We start from the raw sequence: 25892 nt of genomic DNA on the forward strand, positions 1-25892 counted from the left end.
TAAGGGTGGTCTGGTCGATTGGCGGGATTCACTCCTTTTATTTGCAATGGGCATTAAAATTTAAATCTCGAATAGGAAGTGACAGTTAGTGGCCTCCAGTATTAAAGTGAATCGAGAATCTTTTGATATCCCCCCGGAGCTTCAGGAAGGAATCTTGCATTTTTGCAATGGTAACAAAATCACGGTATGTAAGTTTTTCTTATCCGTATTGCATATATATGTATATAAAATCAGACCGTATGTAGATGAAGTGACCAGGATGTATGACGCAAATTGTACGTATGAGAATGACCTACTATCCTTTCATTTGCTCGTTCATGAATTGCGCCAAAACAACAATTATGAGAATCCATTATTCCGCGTTGCGATGGAGTTCCCCAGTAGTTCCAGTTTTGCAAACGACATATTTACCTATGAACTGGACCATGTGTTAGGGGGCCACGAAGGAAACGATTTGATAATCCGTGTACAGCAAACGAACCCGTCGAATCCTATGAGAATGGATTTTGATTATCGTACCAGCCTGTTTCATGAGTCTGAGATTTCGCAGATGTACGCTCACTTGGCGAATCTGATTCAACAGGTCATCCACCATCCCTTTCAATTAATAGACGAACTCGATTTGTGTACAGGGTACGAAATAGAGAGAGTGCTAGCCGAATTTAACGATATGAAAGCCGATTACCTGAAGGGCCAAACGATCCAGGGGTTGTTTGAAGAGCAGGTGGAGCGGACACCGGAAGCAGTGGCGGTCGCACTTGCGCCTGAGCGAATGACATATGGAGAACTGAATGCGAAGGCGAACCGGCTGGCACGCGTGCTGCGGGAACAAGGTGTCGGGGCAGACCGGATCGTAGGAATCATGGTGGAGCGTTCGCTGGAGATGGTCATGGGGATACTCGCAATCTTGAAGGCCGGCGGCGCGTATTTGCCGATCGACCCGGCGTACCCGACGGAGCGGATGGCCTACATGCTAGAAGACAGCGGTGCAGATTTGCTGCTCGTATATGGGGATGCACAAGTGCCGGAGGTTTATGCAGGAGAGGTGCTTGACCTTACGGATGCGGAGCTCTATACGGGAGATGCGTCGAACCTACTTGCGGCAAGCGGCCCGGGTGATTTGGCGTATGTCATCTACACATCGGGATCGACGGGCCAGCCCAAAGGCGTTATGGTCGAGCATGCAAGCATTTCCGCAACTTTGCAGTGGAGAAAAGAGGAGTATGCGTTCGACAGTTCAGACCGTGTGCTTCAATTGTTTTCAGTGGCTTTTGATGGCTTTATTACAAGTTTCTTTACCCCTCTTATCAGCGGAGCCGAAGTGTATTTGATGCAATCGGGTTCGCAAATCGATCTGGATGAAATTATTGGTTTGATAGAGCGGGAGAAAATCACGCATTTCATTTCAGTTCCCACTCTGTTTAACGAGATTCTAGATGGCTGCTTGCCCAATCAGATCCAGTCATTACGTGTCATTACTTTGGCTGGCGAGGCATTTGATTCCTCGCTTCTAGAAAAAGCGTCTGGCAAGCACCCGACTCTTGAAATTGTAAACGAGTATGGACCAACTGAAAATAGTGTTGTGACTACGTTTATGAGAGAAGCCAATAAACAGGGAAATATATTGGTAGGGAAACCCATTCCTTCCTCGAAAGTGTATGTTCTAAATTCTCGAAACCAACTGCAGCCGGTCGGGATGCCGGGAGAGCTGTGTATTGCGGGAACGGGTTTGGCGCGGGGCTACTTGAACCGTTCGGAGCTGACGGCGGAGAAGTTTGTGGACAACCCGTTCGAGCCAGGGAAGCGGATGTACCGAACGGGGGACCTGGCCAGATGGCTTCCGGACGGAAACCTGGAGTACATGGGGCGGATCGACGAGCAAGTGAAAATCCGGGGCTACAGGATCGAGACAGGTGAAATCGTGCATCGTTTGCTTCAGCATGCGGCCGTGAAAGAAGCGGCAGTTGTCGCTCGGAAAAATGAGGGTGGCGAAGCGTACTTGTGTGCATATGTGGTGAGCGGCGGGGCGCTTAGTGCATCCGAGCTGCGCGCGTTTTTGAAGCTCAGCTTGCCGGAATACATGGTGCCTTCTTATGTGGTGGAATTGGAGCGGATCCCGTTGACGGCTAATGGCAAGATTGACCGGAAGGCGCTGCCAGAGCCGCGAGGGCTGATGGAGGCGGGAAGAAAGTACGTGGCGCCGCGAAGCGAGACGGAAGCGAAGCTGGCGGAGATTTGGCAGGAAGTTCTTGGAATATCGCAGCCGGTGGGCATCCATGACAACTTCTTCGAATTGGGCGGGCATTCGCTGAAAACGGCGCAACTCGTGTTGCGCATACAAAAGCAATTTAACGCGAACGTACCGCTTACTGAAATGTTCGCGGGTCCGACGGTGGAGGAGCTTGCCGGCTACTTGGAGTCGGCTGCGGTTAAGGAACGCTACGAGTCGATCGGCAAGGCGGAGCCGCGCGATTGGTATCCAGCATCACCTGCACAGCAGCGGATGTACCTCGTAAGCCAATTGGACCCGGGCGGTATGAGCTACAATGTGCCGCATGCACTTGAGATTACAGGGGAGCTTGATGTGCAACGCCTGCGGGAAAGTTTGAATCTGCTGGCGGCGAGGCACGAATCTTTTCGTTCCTCATTTGAGATGCGTGAAGATGGGCTGATGCAGTGCATCGCCGGGCTAGTGGAAGTGCCGCTAGAAGTCATGGAGGCTGCAGAGGCGGAATTAGAGCTGCAGGTTCAAGCATTCATGCGCCCGTTCGAGTTAGGCATAGCACCGCTCTTACGAGCGGGCCTGGTTTGTATGGGAAAGGGGCGGCACGTACTGCTGCTGGACATGCACCACATCGTCTTGGATGGCGTGTCGATAGACGTATTCATTGACGAGTTCTCGCGTTTGTACACGGGTGAGAGCTTGCCGCCGCTTGAGATTCACTATAAGGATTATGCGGTATGGTTGCTGGAGAAGATGCAAGGAGACGCGTACGAAGCCCAGGAGCAATACTGGCTGAAGGCATTCGAGGATGAGCCGCCGGTGCTGCAATTGCCAACAGATTACGTGTATCCGGCGGTTCGACAGTTTGCGGGAGACCGCATTAGACAAGTATGGAGCAAGCGGGAGACGGAGCGGCTGAAGCAGCTATGCGCGAAGCAAAGCGTAACGCTGTACATGGCACTGCTGACAGCGTACGGGGTGCTGCTGTCGCGCTATGCGGGAGCGGAGGATGTGGTTGTCGGTTCCCCGGTAGCGGGCAGAAGGCACTCGGATGTGGACCGGATCATCGGGATGTTCGTGAACACGCTGGCGATGCGCAGCCGCCCAGCGAGTGGCAAACAGTTTCACATATATTTGGCGGAAGTGAAAGCCGTAGTGCTGGGGGCGATGGAGAACCAGGATTATCCGTTTGAGGAACTGGTGGAGAAACTAGACGTGCGGCGGGATACGGGCCGACACCCGCTGTTTAGCACGATGCTGGTGCTGCAGAACATGAAGATGAGTGAGTGGAAGCTGGAAGGGCTGGAGGTCCGGCCATATCCTCAGAAATTCCAGGTGGCGAAGTTTGATCTGACGGTGTCTGCGGTGGAAATGGAAGGGCAGCTGCATTTCGAATGGGAATACAGCACGGCGCTGTTCAAGAAGGAAACGGTTGAGCGGATGGCAGGGCATCTGGCGGTGATCGTAGAGCAGGTCGTAGATCGTCCGGACATACGGCTGGACGAGATCGAACTGGTTCCGGAAGAAGAGAAACTGCAACTGATCATCGGGTTTAACGATACAAAGGCCGAGTATCCAAAGGACAAGACGATCCACGCGCTGTTCGAGGAGCAGGCAGAGCGTTCGCCGGAAGCGGTGGCGGCCATTTTTGAGTCTGAGCAGTTGACCTATAGGGATCTTAACGCGAAGGCAAACCGGCTTGCCGCTAAGCTTCGTGCATACGGCGTCAGACCGGACGATATCGTGCCGATTGCCGCGGAGCGTTCACCGGCCATGTTCGTCGGCATTATGGCCATTTTGAAGGCAGGCGGCGCATACTTACCGATCACCCCCGATTTGCCGAATAAACGGATCCGGTACATGCTGGAGGACTGCGGCGCGCGATGGCTGCTCACGGACGGTCCACTTTTCGAAGAGGTTCCGTTTGCGGGAGCCCGCCTCCGTTTGGATGATGAAACGTTATACGAAGAAGAGGAAGAAGGAAATTTGCCGGCCGTTGCTTCCTCCGGAAACTTGGCCTATGTGATCTACACGTCCGGCTCGACTGGCAACCCGAAAGGGGTCATGATCGAGCACCGTTCGGTCGTCAATCGAATCGCATGGATGCAGCGGGCTTATCCGCTTGGCGCTGAGGACGTCATTCTGCAGAAAACGACGTTTACGTTCGATGTTTCGGTATGGGAGTTATTCTGGTGGGCGTATGCAGGTGCGTCAGCGCATTTTCTCGCTCCAGGAGCAGAGAAGGAACCGGAAGCGATCGTACGGGCGATCGAGCGTCATGAAGTGACGACGCTGCATTTCGTGCCATCGATGCTGCACCTGTTCCTCGCTTACCTGGAAAAGCAGCCCGATCAGATTGCCGCGCTTCGGAGCTTAAGGTTCGTTTTTGCCAGCGGTGAAGCGCTTCTCCCGGATCAGGCAGCGCGCTTTAACGCTTTACTCAATGAGAAGAATGCGACCAAATTGATCAATTTGTACGGGCCGACTGAAGCAACGGTGGACGTGTCGGTTTTCGACTGCTCGACCGGCGAAACCCTTCGAACGGTACCAATCGGCAAACCAATCGATAATACACGGCTGTATGTTCTCGACGCGAATGGCAGGCTGTTGCCGCCTGGTATTCCGGGCGAACTGACGATCGGAGGCGTCGCTGTGGCCCGCGGTTATTTGAACCGTCCGGAGCTGACGGCGGAGAAGTTCGTGGATAACCCGTTCACGCCCGGGGAGCGGATGTACCGTACGGGGGATCAGGCCAGATGGCTGATGGACGGGAACCTGGAGTACATGGGGCGATTCGACGAGCAGGTGAAAATCCGGGGGTACCGGATTGAGATGGGCGAAATCGTGCACCGTTTGCTCCAGTACGAAGATGTGAAGGAAGCGGTCGTGACCGCACGGCAAGATGAGGGCGGTGAAGCGTACCTGTGCGCCTACGTGGTGAGCAGCGGTGCAATCAGCGCATTCCAGCTGCGCTCGCATTTGAAGCGCAGCCTGCCGGAGTACATGGTGCCGGCATATCTGGTGGAAGTGGAGCGAATCCCGCTGACGGCCAATAGCAAGGTGGACCGAAAGGCGTTGCCGGAGCCGCAAGGGCTGGTGCAAACGGGAAGCGAGTATGTGGCGCCGCATAGCGAGGCTGAAACGAAGCTGGCGGAGATTTGGCAGAACTTACTTCGCATTTCACAGCCTGTCGGCATCAGTGACAACTTCTTCGAACTGGGCGGCGATTCTATCAAAGCGATCCAAGTAGCGTCCAGGCTAAGCTCGGAAGGCATGAAGCTGGCGGTACGGGATATCATCACGTATCCGACGATCGAGGAAGCCAGCCGATATATCCAAGCGCTGGTAGAAACCGCAGAACAAGCTTCAGTGGAGGGGGAAACCACGCTTAGCGCTATTCAACGGTGGTTTTTCGAACAAAACTTCTCGCAAAGCCATCACTGGAACCAGGCGATGATGCTGTACCGCGCGGACGGGTTCCGGGAAGCGGCGGTGAAGGAAACCGCGGCGATGCTGGCGGAACATCATGACGCGCTGCGGATGGTTTACCGCTATGAAGATGGGAACATCGTACAGATAAACCGGGGAACGGGAGGCGAAGTGTTTCGTCTGCACGTATTCGATGTCTCGGCGGAAGAGGACGTAAACGCGGCAGTCGAGCAGAAGGCGGCCCTTGTCCAGCAGGCTATGGATCTGCAGAACGGGCCGCTGATGCAGCTGGGGTTGTTCCGGACGGAAGCAGGAGACCATCTATTGATTGCGATCCATCACCTCGTCGTTGACGGTGTGTCCTGGCAAATCCTGCTGGAAGATTTCGCGGCGGGGTACGAGCAACGGCTGCACGACGAGGCTATCGCGCTGCCTGCGAAGACGCATTCGTACCGGGCATGGTCGGAGCGGATGGGGAACTATGCACAAAGCCGGGAACTGCTCTGGGAAGCGGATTATTGGATGCAGGAAGATAATGTCGAGTTCAAGCAGCTGCCCAAAGACGGGGTAGGCGCGGGAACACGCACAGTGGAAAACAGTGCAAGCTGGGCAATTAGCTTAAGTGAGGCGGAAACGAATAACCTGCTGACGGGGATCCACCACGCGTACAAGACTGAAATCAACGATGTATTGCTAGCGGCACTCGGCTTAGCCGTGCAGGAATGGACGGGACATGAAACGCTGGCCATCCACTTGGAAGGGCACGGGCGGGAAGAGGTGTTGGGTAGCTTAGACGTGACGAGGACGGTAGGTTGGTTCACGAGTATTTACCCCGTCACCTTCGAACTGAAGAAGACGGAAGGAATAGCCTACTGGATCAAATCGTTCAAGGAAAAGCTGAGACGGATTCCGAACAAGGGCATTGGATATGGAGTGCTGAAGTATTTGGCGCCAGCGGAGAAGAGCGGGCTTGAAAGCGGAGCCCATCCGGAAATAAGCTTCAACTACTTGGGGCAATTGAATAGGGAGATAATTCCAGGTGGTTTATCGATATCAGAGCTTTATGCAGGAACAGCAAGAAGTCCGCAATCAGAAAGGGTTTATGTACTGGACATCACGGGAATCGTTGTCGACAGGAAGTTGACTCTGCAGGTGGATTTCGATAAGCATGAGTACCGCGCGAGCACGATGAAGGCCTTCATGGAGAATTACAAGAAGCAACTGCTGTTAGTCGTCGAACACTGTATGCAGCAAGCTGAGACTGAGCTAACCCCAAGCGATCTGGGGTACTCCAAGATCTCATTAGAAGATTTCAACGAACTATTTGGCAACCTATAAGCATGAAGGAAGGTTAATATCCAATGAGTTTAAAAGAAAAAGTAGCCAAGCTATACCCGTTGACTCCAGTGCAAGAGGGAATATTGTTTCATTCTCTCTTTGAAGAGCGTTCTGAGGCTTATTTCTGTCAATTTTGCATATCGCTTCACGGCTTGTTAGACTTGGGAGTCTTGGAGAAAAGCTTGACAGTACTCATAGATAGGCACGAAATGCTTCGGACGTTAATTTCGCATAAAAAGTTAAGTCAGCCCCTGCAGGTTGTTTTAAAAGAACGGGCTCCTTCCTTTCTCTATGAGGATCTTACGGGGATCGAGGAATCCAGCAGGCAAGAGCGCGTGGAAGCGTTCAAGCAAGCGGATCGAGCTCAAGGCTTTGATGTAACGAATGACGTGCTTTTTCGAATCGCAGTTTTAAAGACCGACGAGGAACAATATGAAATGATTTGGAGTTCGCATCACATCGTTCTTGATGGGTGGAGCTCAAGTATCCTGCGAAACGAATTATTTATCATTTATGAGCAACTTCAAAATAATCGACCCCTTCATTTACCCGTGGCGTACCCTTATTCGAATTATTTGGCCTGGCTGGAACGGCAAGATAAGGAAGAAGCTTTGCGGTACTGGAACCATTACCTGGAAGGGTATGAACAAAGGGCAGAAATTCCGAAGAGCAATCTTATTCACGAACACAAAAAAGGATATACGTTAAAGGAAAACACATACGCCATCGGAGAGACGTATACGGAACAACTCAAAGTACTTTGCAAGCGCAACAAACTCACATTAAACAATTTCATGCAAATGATATGGGGAGCAGTGCTTCATCTGTATAGCGGTTGTGTAGATGTCGTACACGGTATGGTTGTTTCCGGGCGTCCATCTGAAGTCCAGGGCATAGAGCACATGGTGGGAATGTTCATTAGTACGTTACCCGTGCGCATTTCCTTTGCCGGTCAAGAAACGCTTCTCAGCATAGCCAAACAAGTACAGGCGGATTTGTTGAACTCGGAAAGATATAACTACTTATCTTTGGCGGATGTTCAAGCGAAGACCGAACTCAAAGCGAACTTATTTGATCATATCTGTGTATTTGAAAACTATCCTGCAGACTTGAACCCGATAAATGATGTGCAGCCTGAAGATAATAAAATTACAATTGCGGGTGTTAAAGGAATTGAGCAAACCAACTATGGATTAAATGTCACCATGTTTTTGCGGGGGAGCCAGCTTGTCGTTAAATTAAGTTACAATACCGAAATGTATCATGAAGAGAGCATGAAGCTATTATTAAGACACCTGGCAGCGATCGTGCAGCAAGTTGTAGAACGCCCTGACATAAGAATGGACGAAATCGAATTGGTAAGGGAAGAAGAGCAGCAGCTGCTCATCGCGTATACCGATACGAAGGCTGAGTATTCGAAAGACAAGACGATACACGCTCTGTTCGAAGAGCAGGTGAATCGGACGCCGGAAGCGGTAGCGGCCGTATTTAAGTCTGAGCGGTTGACGTACGGCGAACTAAATGCGAAAGCGAACCAACTGGCGCGCGTACTGAGGGCACGTGCCGTTGGACCGGATAAAACCGTGGGAATCATGGCGGAGCGATCGCTTGAGATGGTCGTGGGGATCCTTGCGATTCTGAAAGCCGGCGGTGCGTACTTGCCGATTGACCCGTCGTATCCGGCGGAGCGAATCTCGTATTTGTTAGCCGACAGTGGTACCGATGTTTTGCTGACTTTCGGCTGCGATACCGTACCGGCCAGGTTTGCCGGCGCGGTGCTCGATCTTGCAGATTCCCGTATATACGATGCGAATGCTTCCAGCCTTCCGCCGTCATCGGAATCTTGCCATGCGCTTTATGTCATTTACACTTCGGGAACAACAGGTACTCCGAAAGGGGTTGTCATGGAGCACCGAAGCATCGTTAATTTGCTGAATTCACAAAAGAGCCAGACGGCGCTTGAGTTTGCCCGCACGCTGCAGTTCGCCGCTTTCAGCTTCGACGTTTGCGCGCAGGAGCTGTTTTCCGTCTTGCTGTCCGGCGGCACTCTGTTCGTCGCGGATGAAGAAACGAAGCGCAATCCGTATAGTTTGATCGAGTACGTTCGCACCCATAAGATCAGCACCGTCTTTTTACCGACGGCTTATTTGAAGCACATCATTTCCGACAGGAGTCTGTGTCAGGACTTGCTGAGAACGATAGAACATCTCGTTGTTGCCGGAGAGCAGCTTGTTTTAGACGATGTTTTCGTTCAGACAGCCCGCCATATGAATGTGCTCGTACATAATCATTACGGCCCGACGGAAAGCCATGTCGTATCAACCTATACGATGGGTGCGGATAACGGTTATTCGCTTTTGCCGCCAATCGGAACGCCTATTACGAATACAGCTTTGTACATTGTGAACGGCTATAACCGGCTGCAGCCGGTCGGGGTACCGGGCGAGCTGTGCATCGCGGGTGAAAGTTTGGCGCGAGGTTACTTGAACCGTCCGGAGCTAACGGCGGAGAAGTTTGTGAACAATCCGTTTGAACCTGGTGAACGGATGTACCGTACCGGGGATTTGGCCAGATGGCTACCGGACGGCAACATTGAATATGTGGGCCGAATCGACCATCAGGTGAAAATTCGCGGTTACCGGATAGAGCTTGGCGAAATTGAGAAGCAAATTCAAAAACATGAGGCGGTCAGGGAAACGGTCGTTTTAGCCCAAGTAGACGAGCAGGGACAGAACGCTCTATGCGCATATGTGGTAGCGGATGTTGAGCTTACGGTAGCGGAGCTTCGGGCGCATGTGGGCAAGGCGTTGCCGGATTACATGATCCCGACCTACTTCGTGCAGATCGAGCGGATGCCGCAGACCTCTAACGGAAAAGTGGACCGTAAGGCTTTGCCGAAGCCGGATGGAAGCATGTTCACAGGCGCTGTCTATGAAGCGCCGACAAACGAAGTGGAAGAGAAGCTGGCGACGATTTTCCAGAACGTGCTTGGCATTGGCCAGGTGGGCATACAGGACAACTTCTTCGAAATGGGCGGGCATTCGCTGCGCGCGACCCGGGTGGTCAACCAGATTGAAGTACAGACCGGCATACGTTTGCCGCTGAAGGCCATTTTTGCCGCTCCTACGGTCCGGCTTCTCGCCCAAGAAGTCGAACAAGCCCAGGCGAAAGTATACCTTCCGATTCCGCAGGCGGAAGAACAAGAAGTATATCCGATGTCGTCGGCACAAAAGAGGGTATACCTGATTCACCAGTTGGACGATGTAGGTATCGCGTACAATATGCCGGCAGTAATGGGTATTCACGGGACGTTAGATCTCGGCCGATTGAAGTACGCACTGGAGCATTTGACCCTACGCCATGAAGCGCTGCGCACCAGTTTCCATATGCAGGATGGGGAACCCGTACAGAAGATAGCCAAAGAAGCTGCACTCGAATTGGAGTATGAAGAACGGATTATTGTAAAAGAAGAAACCCTGCTGAATGATTTTGTCCAGCCGTTTGACCTGGGCAAGACGCCGCTGATGCGGGTGAAAGCAGTGAAAACAGGCAAGGACACAACGGTCCTCTTGCTGGATATGCATCATATCGTCTCCGATGGGATGTCGATGGATATTTTAATAAACGAATTATCCAGTTTGTACAATGGAGAGCAATTCGAACCGCTGAGTGTGCAATACAAGGATTACAGCGAATGGATGCGAACAAGAGACCTGTCGGAACAGAAAAGCTATTGGCAGGGGGTATTTAGAGAACCGGCGCCGGTGCTGGATCTGCAGCTGGATTATTTACGGCCGCAGACGCAAAGCTTTAAAGGCCACAGCATCAACGGCATGTTGACGGGGAAACAGAAGAAAGCGGTAGACGAGCTGTGCAGGAAGACGGGGACGACCGCGTATATGATCTTGCTGTCCGCAATGATGGTGTTGCTTGGCAAATACAGCCGGCAGGAGGATATTGTGATCGGCAGTCCCATCTCGGGCAGAACGCATAAAGATACCGAGCAGATGATGGGCATGTTTGTCAATACACTGGCCATGCGGGGGTACCCGGAAGGGGAGAAAACGGTTCTGGATTTCCTGAAGGAAGTCAGGGAAAGTGCCCTGAAAGCCTACGAGAATCAGGAATATCCGTTTGAGGAACTGGTAGAGGCGGTAGAGGTAAAGCGGGATGTATCCAGAAATCCGCTTTTTGATGTGATGTTTGTGCTGCAAAACAACGAACAGGCAACTCTGGAAATGAACGGCTTAACCCTGACAAGTATAGCCAGCGAACATACCGTCGCCAAATTCGATCTCACCGTAAACGTAGGTGAAATGGAAGACGGCTATGCCATGAACTGGGAATACTGTACCGATCTGTTCGAGCCGGAAAGTGTACAACGGATGATGAAACACTTCAGTCATCTGGTGGACGAACTGACGGCAAATCCCGGACGGAAGATCAGCGAACTGAGCGTGGTGGACGAAGAAGAAAAGAGACTGATCCTTGAGACCTTCAATGACACGGCGGCGGAATACCCAAGGGAAAAAACGGTAGTCGAGTTGTTTGAAGAACAGGTTGAGCAGACACCGGACCATATTGCGGTCGTATTTGAAGATGCGAAATTGACGTATGCGCAGCTGAATGAAAAGGCAAACCAGTTAGCCTACAAACTGCGGGAGCTTGGGGTCGGGCCGGATGACAGGGTTGCGATCCTGACCACAAAAAGCCTGGAGATGATTATCGGCATATATGGGATTCTGAAGGCAGGGGGTGCCTACGTACCGGTAGATCCTAGATATCCGGAGAATCGTATCCGGTATATGCTGGAAGACTGCCAGCCGAAGGCCATCTTGCTGGGAAGGGCGGAGCTGCCGCTCAAAGGGGATATTCCGGTCATAGACCTGTTGGACAAGGAGGTCTATACAGGCGAGGCTGCAAACCCCGAGCATGTAAATACACCAAAAGATTTGATGTATATCATCTATACCTCAGGAACAACCGGACAGCCCAAAGGCGTCATGATTGAGCACGAGGGTGTAGTTAACTTTAGAGAATATTCTACTAAGAACCATTCGATTACATCAGCGGATGTCGTACTACAGTTTGCTGGTATTTCTTTCGATGTGACTGTATATGAAATGACAATGAGCCTGCTAACCGGGGCACAGCTATGTTTATGTCCCGAAGATGTTCAAAAAGATGTGAGATTATTTGAGCAATATATTTACAAGCACAATGTCACCATTGCTATTTTGCCGCCGCAGTATCTGGCGCAGGCGGATATCCGGCATTTTAGAGCAATAATTACTGCAGGCTCGGAGACCAACCGGGACTTGGTATGCGCAAACAACAAGCATATGAAATACTCCAATGATTACGGACCTACCGAAGCAACGATAATTGCAACGCACTGGGAATGTGATCCCGGGGAGCCCGTACCGGAGCGGATACCGATTGGGAAGCCGATAGAAAACACACAAATTTACATCGTGAACGGCAACGGCTTGTGCGGGATCGGGATGCCTGGAGAATTATGCATAGCAGGTGTGGGCTTGTCCAGAGGATACCTGAACCGGCCGGAACTGACGGCAGAAAAGTTTGTCGACAGTCCGTTTGGTGAGGGGAGGATGTACCGTTCCGGCGACTTGGCAAGATGGCTGCCCGATGGGAATGTTGAGTACCTGGGAAGGATCGACGAACAGATCAAAATTCGCGGCTTCCGAGTGGAATTGGGTGAAATCGAAAGTGTCCTGCGCAAACAGCCTGGGGTTAAAGAGGTGGCCGTGGCGGTCAAGGGAACAAACGGGGACCACAGTATCTGTGCCTATATCGTATCCGATCAGGAGATACGGACAGGCGACATCAAAGACAGCCTAAGGAAAGAACTGCCGGACTATATGGTGCCTGCATACATTCTTCAAATCGAAAGCATCCCGGTCAATCGAAACGGGAAGCTTGATAAACAGGCCCTGCCGGAGCCGGAAGCAACAAGAGGGCAGGCATATATTGCGCCGCGGAACAAGATAGAAGAAACGGTTGCCTGTATCTTTGCAGAAGTCTTAGGGGTGACCGCGGTGGGGATTGAAGACAACTTCTTCGAAATGGGTGGTGACTCGATCAAGGCAATCCGTGTGGTATCCAAGATACGGGAAGCCGGCTATGAGCTGGCTGTCAAAGACCTGATGCAGCTGCGTATTGTGAAACGGATCGCCGAACAAGCAGTTGCAGCAGAAATGGAGACGGTAGACCAGGGGGAAGTCAGCGGATTGGCACTGCTCACGCCGATTCAGCATACCTTCGTGGATTGGAACTATGTGAAACCGCATCATTTCAATCAGGCCACCATGCTTTACTGCGAGGAAGGCTTCAATGTAAAGGCACTCAAGCAAAGCATCAAAGCGCTTGTGGTCCACCATGACATGCTGCGCAGCGTGTACCGGGACAAAATACAGTGGATTCTCCCGGCTCATGAAAGCAAATGGTTTGACTGGAACGAGTATGAACTTAAAAACTCAGACAATATTTCACAGATTGTAGAGCAGAAGAGCACAGCGCTGCAAAGAAGTATTGATTTGGAACAGGGTCCCCTCATGAAAGTAGGGTTGTTTCACACTGCAGAAGGAGACCATCTGCTGTTATGCCTGCATCATCTTGTAGTCGACGGTGTATCGTGGAGGATACTTCTGGAAGACCTGAAGACCGGGTACGAACAGGCATTACAGGGAAAGGAAGTCGTTCTTCCGGCGAAGACAGCCTCTTACAAAGACTGGGCGGAAGCATTGGTTGAATATTCCGGAAGTAAAGAATTGAAACAGGAAAGAACCTATTGGAAAGAAATAAGTGAACAAGTAAGAACCGGGGCAATTCTGGGAGACTGTGAAGATCAGCCGATGGAATATGGGCAGATGCAGCTTGAACTGGAGCAGGAAAGTACCCGGCAGTTATTATATGAAGCAGGGAAAGCCTACGGAACGGAGATCAATGACTTGCTACTGTCCGCACTCGGCATGGCGGTGAAACAGTGGACAGGCCAACATTACGTTGCCGTAGACATGGAGGGCCACGGACGCGAGGAAATTCATAAAGCGGTGAAAATAGACAGAACCGTCGGGTGGTTTACCAGTCTTTATCCAGTTGTATTGAAAGGTTCGGAGGATCCCGAAGAAGCCATCATCAACACTAAAGAAATGCTCCGCAGAATTCCGAATCACGGCATCGGATATGGCGTTGCCAAATATCTTGGTCAGGATCAATGGCCGGATGCTGAAGCGGACCTGTGTTTTAATTACCTCGGGCACATGGATCATGAACTTGGGGCAGAGGGAAGGATTACCGCCTCCAATCTGTCATGCGGAAGCAGTATTGCGGATGAAAATATGCCGAAACAAGGCATTACTATGGACGGGATCGTATCTGGTGGTAAATTACAGTTTGCTATTGCCTACAACAAGGGAAGGTACAGTACATCAAGCATAGAGCAGTTCTGCCAAGCTTACATTCAATCTATTCAAAGGATTGTTCAGCACTGTGTATTACAAAAAGAGGTCATTAAAACAGCTTCAGATTTCGGCGCGCCGAATATGAAGGATTCGGATTTCAAGCAGCTTACACAAAGATATCCGGTTCATAATTTGTCCGGTATTCATTCTTTAACGCCAATGCAGGATGGAATGTTGTATCACAAATTGGCGGATGAACAGTCTTCAGGCTATGTCTTGCAAATCAAGCTTCGCATAAAGGGTAAATTGCAGGTTGAGAAGGCAAGGGAGAGCCTATCTTTGCTGGCTAGAAAATATGATGTATTGCGTACGGCATTTATCTATAACAAATTAACTAAGCCTTGGCAAGTCGTGTTACGTGAACGTGAAATCGAATGCAATGTTCTTGATTTGTCCTTCAGTGAGGAAAAGGATAATGAGATCTTAAAGATCCAACAGGCGGATATCCGGCGCGGATTCAAACTGGAAGAAGATAGTCTGCTTCGTACGACCCTTCTCAGATTGTCTGAGGAAGAGCATATTCTTTTATGGAGTTCCCACCATATCATTATGGATGGATGGTCCTTCCCCCTGCTGATCCAAGATTTCATGAAATATTATAAAAAGCTAACAGAAGGAAGCACATTGTCTTCCCTGCAGGAAAGAGTGAGGGCAGAGGCAAAAGGTATTGCATCCTATGGTGAATACATCCACTGGCTGGAGAAACAGGACAGGGAAGAAGGACTTGCTTACTGGGAGAATTTACTTGCAGATTACCCTGAAGCTGCAGAGATCCTGCCGCTAAGTCAAAGCGGGAACATAGAGGAACAGGTTAATGAAGAAGTGTATATTACGGATATAGCGTTGACCGGACAATTACAACGACTTTCCAGCGTGCTCAATGTAACAATAAACACTCTCGTAGAAACAGCTTGGGGTATTTTGTTGCAGAAATACAACCGGAATACAGATGTTGTATTTGGGAAAGTTGTATCCGGGAGGAATGCGGGGATACAGGGAATAGAACAGGCTGTTGGGCTGTTTATCAATACCATACCGATTCGGGTCAAATCTGAAGAAAGCACAACTGTGGAAGAACTACTCGGGCAGATCCAGCAACAGGCGGTTGCAAGCATGGAATATGACCGTTGCTCTCTAGCGGAAGTACAAAGCAGAAGCGCACTGGGCAATCAGTTGCTCCGGACGTTGTTTGTGTTCGAAAACTACTATGTAGACGAATCGTTTACCCTTGGGAGCCATGGGTTGGAGATCGAAATAGAGAGCGCCAGAGAACAGACAAACTATGATATTTCGCTCAGTGCATTTATGAAGGAAGCCGCCCTGACACTTAAAATTATGTATGATCCAGGAAAATATGGGGCAGAGGAAATCCGGGCACTGCTGGGAAGAATGGAACAGCTGCTGGAACAAATTACAGCGAATCCGAAGCAAAAGGTCAGCGAACTGAGCGTGGTGGACGAGGAAGAACGGAAATTGGTCCTTGAGACCTTCAATAATACGGCAACGGAATATCCAAGGGACAAAACCGTAGTCGAGTTGTTTGAAGAACAGGTTGAACAGACACCGGACAATATCGCGGTCGTATTTGAAGCTGCGCAATTGACGTATGCGCAGCTGAATGAAAAAGCGAATCAACTGGCCTATAAACTGAGGGAGCTTGGGGTCCGGCCGGATGACAAGGTTGCGATCCTGGCCACAAAAAGTATAGAGATGATCATCGCTATCTACGGGGTGATCAAGGCAGGAGGCGCCTACGTGCCGGTCGATTCCGGCTATCCGGAGAACCGTATCCGGTATATGCTGGAGGACTGCCAGCCGAAAGCTATCCTGCTGGGAAGGGCGGAACTGCCGGTCCTAGGGGATATTCCGGTCATAGACCTGTTGGACAAGGAGGCCTATACAGGCGAGGCTGCAAACCCCGAGCATGTAAATTCGCCAAAGGATCTGATGTATATCATCTATACATCAGGGACAACGGGACAGCCCAAGGGCGTCATGATTGAGCATGAGGGTGTAGTTAACCTAAAGCAATATTTTATTAAGAATCATGCTATTACGGCTGCGGATGTCGTCCTACAGTTTGCAAGTGTTTCTTTCGATGCGGCCATATCAGAAATGACAATGAGCCTGCTAACCGGGGCACAGCTATGTTTATGCCCGGAGGATGTTCAAAAAGATGTGAGATTATTTGAACAATATATTGAAAAGCATCATGTCACCGTTGCCATTTTGCCGCCGCAGGTTCTGGCGCAGGTGGATATCCGACATTTTAGAGCCATTATTACGGCAGGCTCGGAAACCAACCGGCTGTTGGTATCCGAATACAGCAAGCGTATGAATTATTCCAATGATTACGGACCTACCGAAGTAACGGTATGTGTAACGCACTGGGGATGTGATCCCAGGAAGCCCGTGCCGGAGCGGATACCGATTGGGAAGCCGATAGAAAATAAACAAATTTACATTATGAACGGCAACGACTTGTGCGGGATCGGAATGCCAGGCGAATTATGCGTCGCAGGTGTAGGCTTGTCCAGAGGATACCTGAACCGTCCGGAACTGACGGCCGAAAAGTTTGTCGACAATCCGTTCGGAGAGGGTAGAATGTACCGCACTGGCGACTTGGCAAGATGGCTGCCGGACGGCAACATCCAATACTTGGGCCGCATCGATGAGCAGGTGAAAATTCGTGGATTCCGAATTGAATTGGGTGAAATCGAAAGCGCCCTGCGCAAACAGCCTGGGGTTAAAGATGCGGCTGTGGCGGTCAAGGAGAAACACGGGGACAACAGCATTTGCGCCTATGTCGTATCGGATCAGGAAATACAAACAGCCGACATCAAAGACAGCCTTAGAAAAGAACTGCCGGAATATATGGTGCCTACATATGTTCAGCAAATCGAAGGCATTCCGGTCACGAGAAACGGGAAGCTGGACAAACAGGCCCTGCCGGAGCCGGAAGCAACAAGAGGGCAGGAATATATTGCACCGCGGAACGGGATAGAAGAAACGGTTGCCTGTGCCTTTGCAGAAGTTCTAGGGGTTACCCCGGTGGGGATTGAAGACAATTTCTTCGAGCTGGGCGGACATTCCCTGCGCGCAACCCGGGTGGTCAACCAGATTGAAGTACAGATTGGCGTGCGTTTGCCGCTGAAGGCCATTTTTGCTGCTCCTACTGCCCGGCTTCTCGCTAGAGAAGTAGAACAAGCACAAGCGAAAGAATATATTCCAATCCCGCAGGCGGAAGAACAAGAAGTGTATCCGATGTCGTCGGCACAAAAGAGGCTATACCTGATTAACCAGATAGACGACGTTGGCATAGCATACAATATGCCGGCAGTAATGGAAATTCACGGAACGTTAGATCTCGGCCGGATGAAGTACGCACTGGAGCAATTGACCCTTCGCCATGAAGCGCTGCGCACCAGTTTCCATGTACAGGATGGAGAACCCGTACAGAAGATAGCACGCGAAGTTACAATCCAATTGGAGCATGAAGAACGGATCGCAGACAAAGAGGAAAACCTGCTGCATGGTTTTGTGCATCCATTTGACCTTGGCAAAGCGCCGCTGATGCGGATGAAAGCAGTGAAAACAGGCGAGGACAAAACGATCCTCTTGTTAGATATGCACCACATCATCTCCGATGGGATGTCGATGGGTATTTTAACAAACGAAATGTCCAAGCTGTACAATGGAGAGCAACTCGAACCGCTGAGTGCGCAATACAAGGATTACAGCGAATGGATACGGACAAGAGACCTAGCGGAACAGAAAAAATATTGGCAGGGGGTATTTAGAGAACCGGCGCCGGTGCTGGATCTGCAGCTGGATTATTTACGGCCACAGACGCAAAGCTTTAAAGGCCACAGCATCAACGGAATGTTGTCGGCGCAACAGAAGAAAGCGGTAGACGAGCTGTGCCGCAAGACGGGGGCAACCGCTTATATGGTGTTGCTGTCCGCAATGATGGTGTTGCTTAGCAAATACAGCCGGCAAGAGGACATTATCATCGGCAGTCCGATCTCGGGCAGAACGCATAAAGATACCGAGCAGATGATGGGTATGTTTGTCAATACACTGGCCATGCGGGGATACCCGGAAGGGGAGAAAACGGTTCTGGATTTCCTGAAGGAAGTCAAGGAAAGTGCCCTGAAAGCTTACGAAAATCAGGAATATCCGTTTGAGGAATTAGTGGAATCGGTAGCGTTACAACGGGATTTATCGAGAAACCCGCTTTTTGATGTGATGTTTGTCCTCCAAAACAACGAACAGGCAAACCTGCAAATGAAGGGCTTACAAATAACAAGCATGGACAGTGAACATACCATCGCCAAATTCGATCTCACTGTAAACGTAGGTGAAATGGAAGACGGCTATGCCATGAACTGGGAATACTGTACCGATCTGTTCGGGGAGGAAAGTGTACAACGGATGATGAAACACTTCAGCCATCTGGTGGACGAACTGACGGCCAACCCTGAGGCGAAGATCAGCGAATTGAGTGTGGTGGACGAAGAAGAGAAGAGACTGATCCTTGAGACCTTCAATGACACAGGGGCGGAATACCCAAGGGACAAAACCGTAGTCGAGTTGTTTGAAGAACAGGTTGAGCAGACACCGGACCATATCGCGGTCGTATTTGAAGATGCGCAATTGACGTATGCGCAGCTGAATGAAAAAGCAAATCAGCTGGCGTATAAGCTGAGAGAACTTGGGGTCAAACCGGATGACTGTGTCGCCATACTGGCAGAACGCAGTATGGAGATGATTATCGGTATCTACGGGGTTATCAAGGCTGGTGGAGCCTACGTGCCGGTCGATCCCGGCTATCCGGAGAACCGTATCCGGTATATGCTGGAGGACTGCCAGCCCAAAGCCATCCTGTTGGGAGGAGCGGAACTGCCGGTCCAAGGGGATGTTCCGGTCATAGACCTGTTGGACAAGGAGGTCTATACAGGCGAGGCTGCCAACCCGGTACATGTAAATACGCCGAAGGATCTGATGTATATCATCTATACCTCAGGAACAACCGGCCAGCCCAAAGGAGTCATGACGACTCAGCAAAACGTTGTTCGTACGGTGAGCAACAGCAACTATGTGACGTTTACGGAGGAGGATCGGATCCTTCAATTGTCCAACTACGCCTTTGATGGTTCGACATTCGACATTTTCGGCGCGTTGTTGAATGGAGCCGCTCTTGTCCTCATTCGAAAAGAGGATGCACTGAATATCGCCGCCCTTTCGCGAATCCTTCGAGAGGAACATATTACGATCTTCTTCTTGACGACGGCATTATTCAATACACTTGTCGATTTGGACGTAAGCAGCCTTTCCAACGTCCGACATATTTTGTTCGGCGGGGAAAAAGTGTCGGTCGATCACGTGGCTAAAGCGTACCACGCGTTGGGAACTGACCGAGTTATTCATGTATACGGTCCGACGGAGAGCACCGTTTATGCTACATATTATGCTATAGATCATTTGGACCAGCAGGAAGTGACCGTGCCGATTGGCGCTCCGCTTGCCAACACCCGCTTATATGTCGTTGGTCGGGAGGATCATTTGCAGCCGATCGGGGTGCCAGGCGAGCTGTGTATCGCAGGAGACGGCCTCGCACGCGGTTACTTGAACCGTCCGGAACTGACGGCCGAAAAGTTTGTCGACAATCCGTTCGGAGAGGGTAGAATGTACCGCACTGGCGACTTGGCAAGATGGCTGCCGGACGGCAACATCCAATACTTGGGCCGCATCGACGAGCAGGTGAAAATTCGTGGATTCCGAATTGAATTGGGTGAAATCGAAAGCGCCCTGCGCAAACAGCCTGGGGTTAAAGATGCGGCTGTGGCGGTCAAGGAGAAACACGGGGACAACAGCATTTGCGCCTATGTCGTATCGGATCAGGAAATACAAACAGCCGACATCAAAGACAGCCTTAGAAAAGAACTGCCGGAATATATGGTGCCTACATATGTTCAGCAAATCGAAGGCATTCCGGTCACGAGAAACGGGAAGCTGGACAAACAGGCCCTGCCGGAGCCGGAAGCAACAAGAGGGCAGGAATATATTGCACCGCGGAACGGGATAGAAGAAACGGTTGCCTGTGCCTTTGCAGAAGTTCTAGGGGTTATCCCGGTGGGGATTGAAGACAATTTCTTCGAGCTGGGCGGACATTCCCTGCGCGCAACCCGGGTGGTCAACCAGATTGAAGTACAGATTGGCGTGCGTTTGCCGCTGAAGGCCATTTTTGCTGCTCCTACTGCCCGGCTTCTCGCTAGAGAAGTAGAACAAGCACAAGCGAAAGAATATATTCCAATCCCGCAGGCGGAAGAACAAGAAGTGTATCCGATGTCGTCGGCACAAAAGAGGCTATACCTGATTAACCAGATAGACGACGTTGGCATAGCATACAATATGCCGGCAGTAATGGAAATTCACGGAACGTTAGATCTCGGCCGGATGAAGTACGCACTGGAGCAATTGACCCTTCGCCATGAAGCGCTGCGCACCAGTTTCCATGTACAGGATGGAGAACCCGTACAGAAGATAGCACGCGAAGTTACAATCCAATTGGAGCATGAAGAACGGATCGCAGACAAAGAGGAAAACCTGCTGCATGGTTTTGTGCATTCATTTGACCTTGGCAAAGCGCCGCTGATGCGGATGAAAGCAGTGAAAACAGGCGAGGACAAAACGATCCTCTTGTTAGATATGCACCACATCATCTCCGATGGGATGTCGATGGGTATTTTAACAAACGAAATGTCCAAGCTGTACAATGGAGAGCAACTCGAACCGCTGAGTGCGCAATACAAGGATTACAGCGAATGGATACGGACAAGAGACCTAGCGGAACAGAAAAAATATTGGCAGGGGGTATTTAGAGAACCGGCGCCGGTGCTGGATCTGCAGCTGGATTATTTACGGCCACAGACGCAAAGCTTTAAAGGCCACAGCATCAACGGAATGTTGTCGGCGCAACAGAAGAAAGCGGTAGACGAGCTGTGCCGCAAGACGGGGGCAACCGCTTATATGGTGTTGCTGTCCGCAATGATGGTGTTGCTTAGCAAATACAGCCGGCAAGAGGACATTATCATCGGCAGTCCGATCTCGGGCAGAACGCATAAAGATACCGAGCAGATGATGGGTATGTTTGTCAATACACTGGCCATGCGGGGATACCCGGAAGGGGAGAAAACGGTTCTGGATTTCCTGAAGGAAGTCAAGGAAAGTGCCCTGAAAGCTTACGAAAATCAGGAATATCCGTTTGAGGAATTAGTGGAATCGGTAGCGTTACAACGGGATTTATCGAGAAACCCGCTTTTTGATGTGATGTTTGTCCTCCAAAACAACGAACAGGCAAACCTGCAAATGAAGGGCTTACAAATAACAAGCATGGACAGTGAACATACCGTCGCCAAATTCGATCTCACTGTAAACGTAGGTGAAATGGAAGACGGCTATGCCATGAACTGGGAATACTGTACCGATCTGTTCGGGGAGGAAAGTGTACAACGGATGATGAAACACTTCAGCCATCTGGTGGACGAACTGACGGCCAACCCTGAGGCGAAGATCAGCGAATTGAGTGTGGTGGACGAAGAAGAGAAGAGACTGATCCTTGAGACCTTCAATGACACAGGGGCGGAATACCCAAGGGACAAAACCGTAGTCGAGTTGTTTGAAGAACAGGTTGAGCAGACACCGGACCATATCGCGGTCGTATTTGAAGATGCGCAATTGACGTATGCGCAGCTGAATGAAAAAGCAAATCAGCTGGCGTATAAGCTGAGAGAACTTGGGGTCAAACCGGATGACTGTGTCGCCATACTGGCAGAACGCAGTATGGAGATGATTATCGGTATCTACGGGGTTATCAAGGCTGGTGGAGCCTACGTGCCGATAGACCCAGGGTATCCCCAAGACCGGATCGTGTATATGCTATCTGACTGTAAACCAAAAGCAGTGGTAACTTACAATACCAAAATTCAAACTGAAATTCCTTTAATAGATCTTGGAGAGAGCAATACCTGGGAAGGTGTGTCTACAAATCCTGTACACACCAACAAACCAAGTGATTTATTGTATCTCATCTACACCTCTGGAACCACAGGCAAACCCAAAGGGGTGATGATTGAAAACACTGGAGTAAATAATTTAAGATGTTATTTTATGGATTATTTAAAAGTAACTTCAAAGGATAGAATCCTGCAATTCTCCAATATAGCATTCGATGGCTCTGTGTGGGATATGACCATGGCATTACTGACCGGTGCGACCCTGTATGTAATCCATCCGGATAAATTGTCGGACAGTGAGTACATAGGTGAATATGCAGGGAGAACAACAATCATGGCAGTACCGCCTCAGTTCTATGCACAAATCAATACGGTGGGACAGCGGTTGATTATTACAGCAGGTTCGGAGAGCAGTAAAGATGTTGTAAGTAGAGCTGTTGAAAACTCCAGCTATTTAAACTCTTATGGACCTACAGAAGTAACCGTATGTGCGACACATTGGCAGTATGAAGATAAAAGCAGCATTCCCGATAGAATCCCCATCGGAAAACCGATTCAAAACAAGAAGGTATTTATATTAAATGGCAGGACGTTATGCGGGATCGGCATACCGGGCGAACTGTGTGTGGCCGGGGAGGGACTGGCCAGAGGATACCTGAACCAGCCGGAACTGACGGCAGAAAAGTTTGTCGACAGTCCGTTTGGCGAGGGGAGGATGTACCGTTCCGGCGACTTGGCAAGATGGCTGCCCGATGGGAATGTTGAGTACCTGGGAAGGATCGACGAACAGATCAAAATTCGCGGCTTCCGAGTGGAATTGGGTGAAATCGAAAGTGTCCTGCGCAAACAGCCTGGGGTTAAAGAGGTGGCCGTGGCGGTCAAGGGAACAAACGGGGACCACAGTATCTGTGCCTATATCGTATCCGATCAGGAGATACGGACAGGCGACATCAAAGACAGCCTAAGGAAAGAACTGCCGGACTATATGGTGCCTGCATACATTCTTCAAATCGAAAGCATCCCGGTCAATCGAAACGGGAAGCTTGATAAACAGGCCCTGCCGGAGCCGGAAGCAACAAGAGGGCAGGCATATATTGCGCCGCGGAACAAGATAGAAGAAACGGTTGCCTGTATCTTTGCAGAAGTCTTAGGGGTGACCGCGGTGGGGATTGAAGACAACTTCTTCGAAATGGGTGGTGACTCGATCAAGGCAATCCGTGTGGTATCCAAGATACGGGAAGCCGGCTATGAGCTGGCTGTCAAAGACCTGATGCAGCTGCGTATTGTGAAACGGATTGCCGAACAAGCAGTTGCAGCAGAAATGGAGACGGTAGACCAGGGGGAAGTCAGCGGATTGGCACTGCTCACGCCGATTCAGCATACCTTCGTGGATTGGAACTATGTGAAACCGCATCATTTCAATCAGGCCACCATGCTTTACTGCAAGGAAGGCTTCAATGTAAAGGCACTCAAGCAAAGCATCAAAGCGCTTGTGGTCCACCATGACATGCTGCGCAGCGTGTACCGGGACAAAATACAGTGGATTCTCCCGGCTCATGAAAGCAAATGGTTTGACTGGAACGAGTATGAACTTAAAAACTCAGACAATATTTCACAGATTGTAGAGCAGAAGAGCACAGCGCTGCAAAGAAGTATCGATTTGGAACAGGGTCCCCTCATGAAAGTAGGGTTGTTTCACACTGCAGAAGGAGACCATCTGCTGTTATGCCTGCATCATCTTGTAGTCGACGGTGTATCGTGGAGGATACTTCTGGAAGACCTGAAGACCGGGTACGAACAGGCATTACAGGGAAAGGAAGTCGTTCTTCCGGCGAAGACAGCCTCTTACAAAGACTGGGCGGAAGCATTGGTTGAATATTCCGGAAGTAAAGAATTGAAACAGGAAAGAACCTATTGGAAAGAAATAAGTGAACAAGTAAGAACCGGGGCAATTCTGGGAGACTGTGAAGATCAGCCGATGGAATATGGGCAGATGCAGCTTGAACTGGAGCAGGAAAGTACCCGGCAGTTATTATATGAAGCAGGGAAAGCCTACGGAACGGAGATCAATGACTTGCTACTGTCCGCACTCGGCATGGCGGTGAAACAGTGGACAGGCCAACATTACGTTGCCGTAGACATGGAAGGCCACGGACGCGAGGAAATTCATAAAGCGGTGAAAATAGACAGAACCGTCGGGTGGTTTACCAGTCTTTATCCGGTTGTATTGAAAGGTTCGGAGGATCCCGAAGAAGCCATCATCAACACTAAAGAAATGCTCCGCAGAATTCCGAATCACGGCATCGGATATGGCGTTGCCAAATATCTTGGTCAGGATCAATGGCCGGATGCTGAAGCGGACCTGTGTTTTAATTACCTCGGGCACATGGATCATGAACTTGGGGCAGAGGGAAGGATTACCGCCTCCAATCTGTCATGTGGAAGCAGTATTGCGGATGAAAATATGCCGAAACAAGGCATTACCATGAATGGGAGCGTATCTGGCGGTATGTTACACTTTGCTATTGCTTACAACAAGGGAAGGTACAGTACATCAAGCATAGAGCAGTTCTGCCAAGCTTACATTCAATCTATTCAAAGGATTGTTCAGCACTGTGTATTACAAAAAGAAGTCATTCCAACAGCTTCGGATTTCGGCGCACCGAATATGAAGGCTTCGGATTTCAAGCAGCTTACACAAAGATATCCGGTTCATAAATTATCCGATATTTATCCTTTAACGCCGATGCAGGAGGGAATGCTGTATCACAAATTGGCGGATGAACAGTCTGCAGGGTATGTCTTGCAATTCAAGCTTCGCATGAAAGGTGAATTTCAGGCTGAGAAGGCACGAGAGAGTCTATCTTTGCTGGCTAGAAAATATGATGTACTGCGTACGGCATTTATCTATCACAAAGTAAGCAGGCCGTGGCAGATCGTATTTTCTGAAAGGAAAATTGAATACAATGTTCTGGATTTATCCTGCAGCAAAGAACAGGAAAATGAGATTATGAAGATCCAACAGGCGGATATCCGGCGCGGATTCAATCTGGAAGAAGATAGTCTGCTTCGTGCGACCCTTCTCAGATTGTCTGAGGAAGAGCATATTCTTTTATGGAGTTCCCACCATATCATTATGGATGGATGGTCCTTCCCCCTGCTGATCCGGGATTTCATGCAATATTACGAAGCACTGACAGAAGGAAGTACATTGTCTTCCCTGGAGGAAAGAGTACGGGCAGAGGCAAAAGGTATTGCATCCTATGGTGAATACATCCGCTGGCTGGAGAAACAGGACAGGGAAGAAGGACTTGCTTACTGGGAGAATTTCCTTGCAGATTACACGGGTGCTGCAGAGATCCTGCCGCTGGGTCTAAGCGGGAATGGGGAGGAATAGGA

Annotated in this window: 2 protein-coding genes; both read left to right on the forward strand. The window is 50.2% G+C overall.

Features of this window, described 5'->3' with window-relative positions; all coding sequences use genetic code 11:
* The first annotated feature begins 259 nt into the window (after window positions 1-259).
* Window positions 260-6991, forward strand: coding sequence for an amino acid adenylation domain-containing protein (locus MKX42_RS15360; RefSeq protein ID WP_340753239.1), 6732 nt, complete (start codon window positions 260-262; stop codon window positions 6989-6991).
* A gap of 23 nt (window positions 6992-7014) precedes the next feature.
* Complete coding sequence (locus MKX42_RS15365) at window positions 7015-25890, forward strand: non-ribosomal peptide synthetase (protein ID WP_340753240.1); 18876 nt, start codon at window positions 7015-7017, stop codon at window positions 25888-25890.
* Window positions 25891-25892 lie beyond the last annotated feature (2 nt).

It is taken from the genome of Paenibacillus sp. FSL R7-0204 (assembly GCF_038002225.1).
Taxonomy (GTDB): domain Bacteria; phylum Bacillota; class Bacilli; order Paenibacillales; family Paenibacillaceae; genus Paenibacillus_AQ.

What these genes read in the sequence shown, in the direction of transcription:
- MKX42_RS15360 (WP_340753239.1), top strand. Translation starts at nt 260, where the DNA reads ATGTATGACGCAAATTGTACGTATGAGAATGACCTACTATCCTTTCAT.
- MKX42_RS15365 (WP_340753240.1), top strand. Translation starts at nt 7,015, where the DNA reads ATGAGTTTAAAAGAAAAAGTAGCCAAGCTATACCCGTTGACTCCAGTG.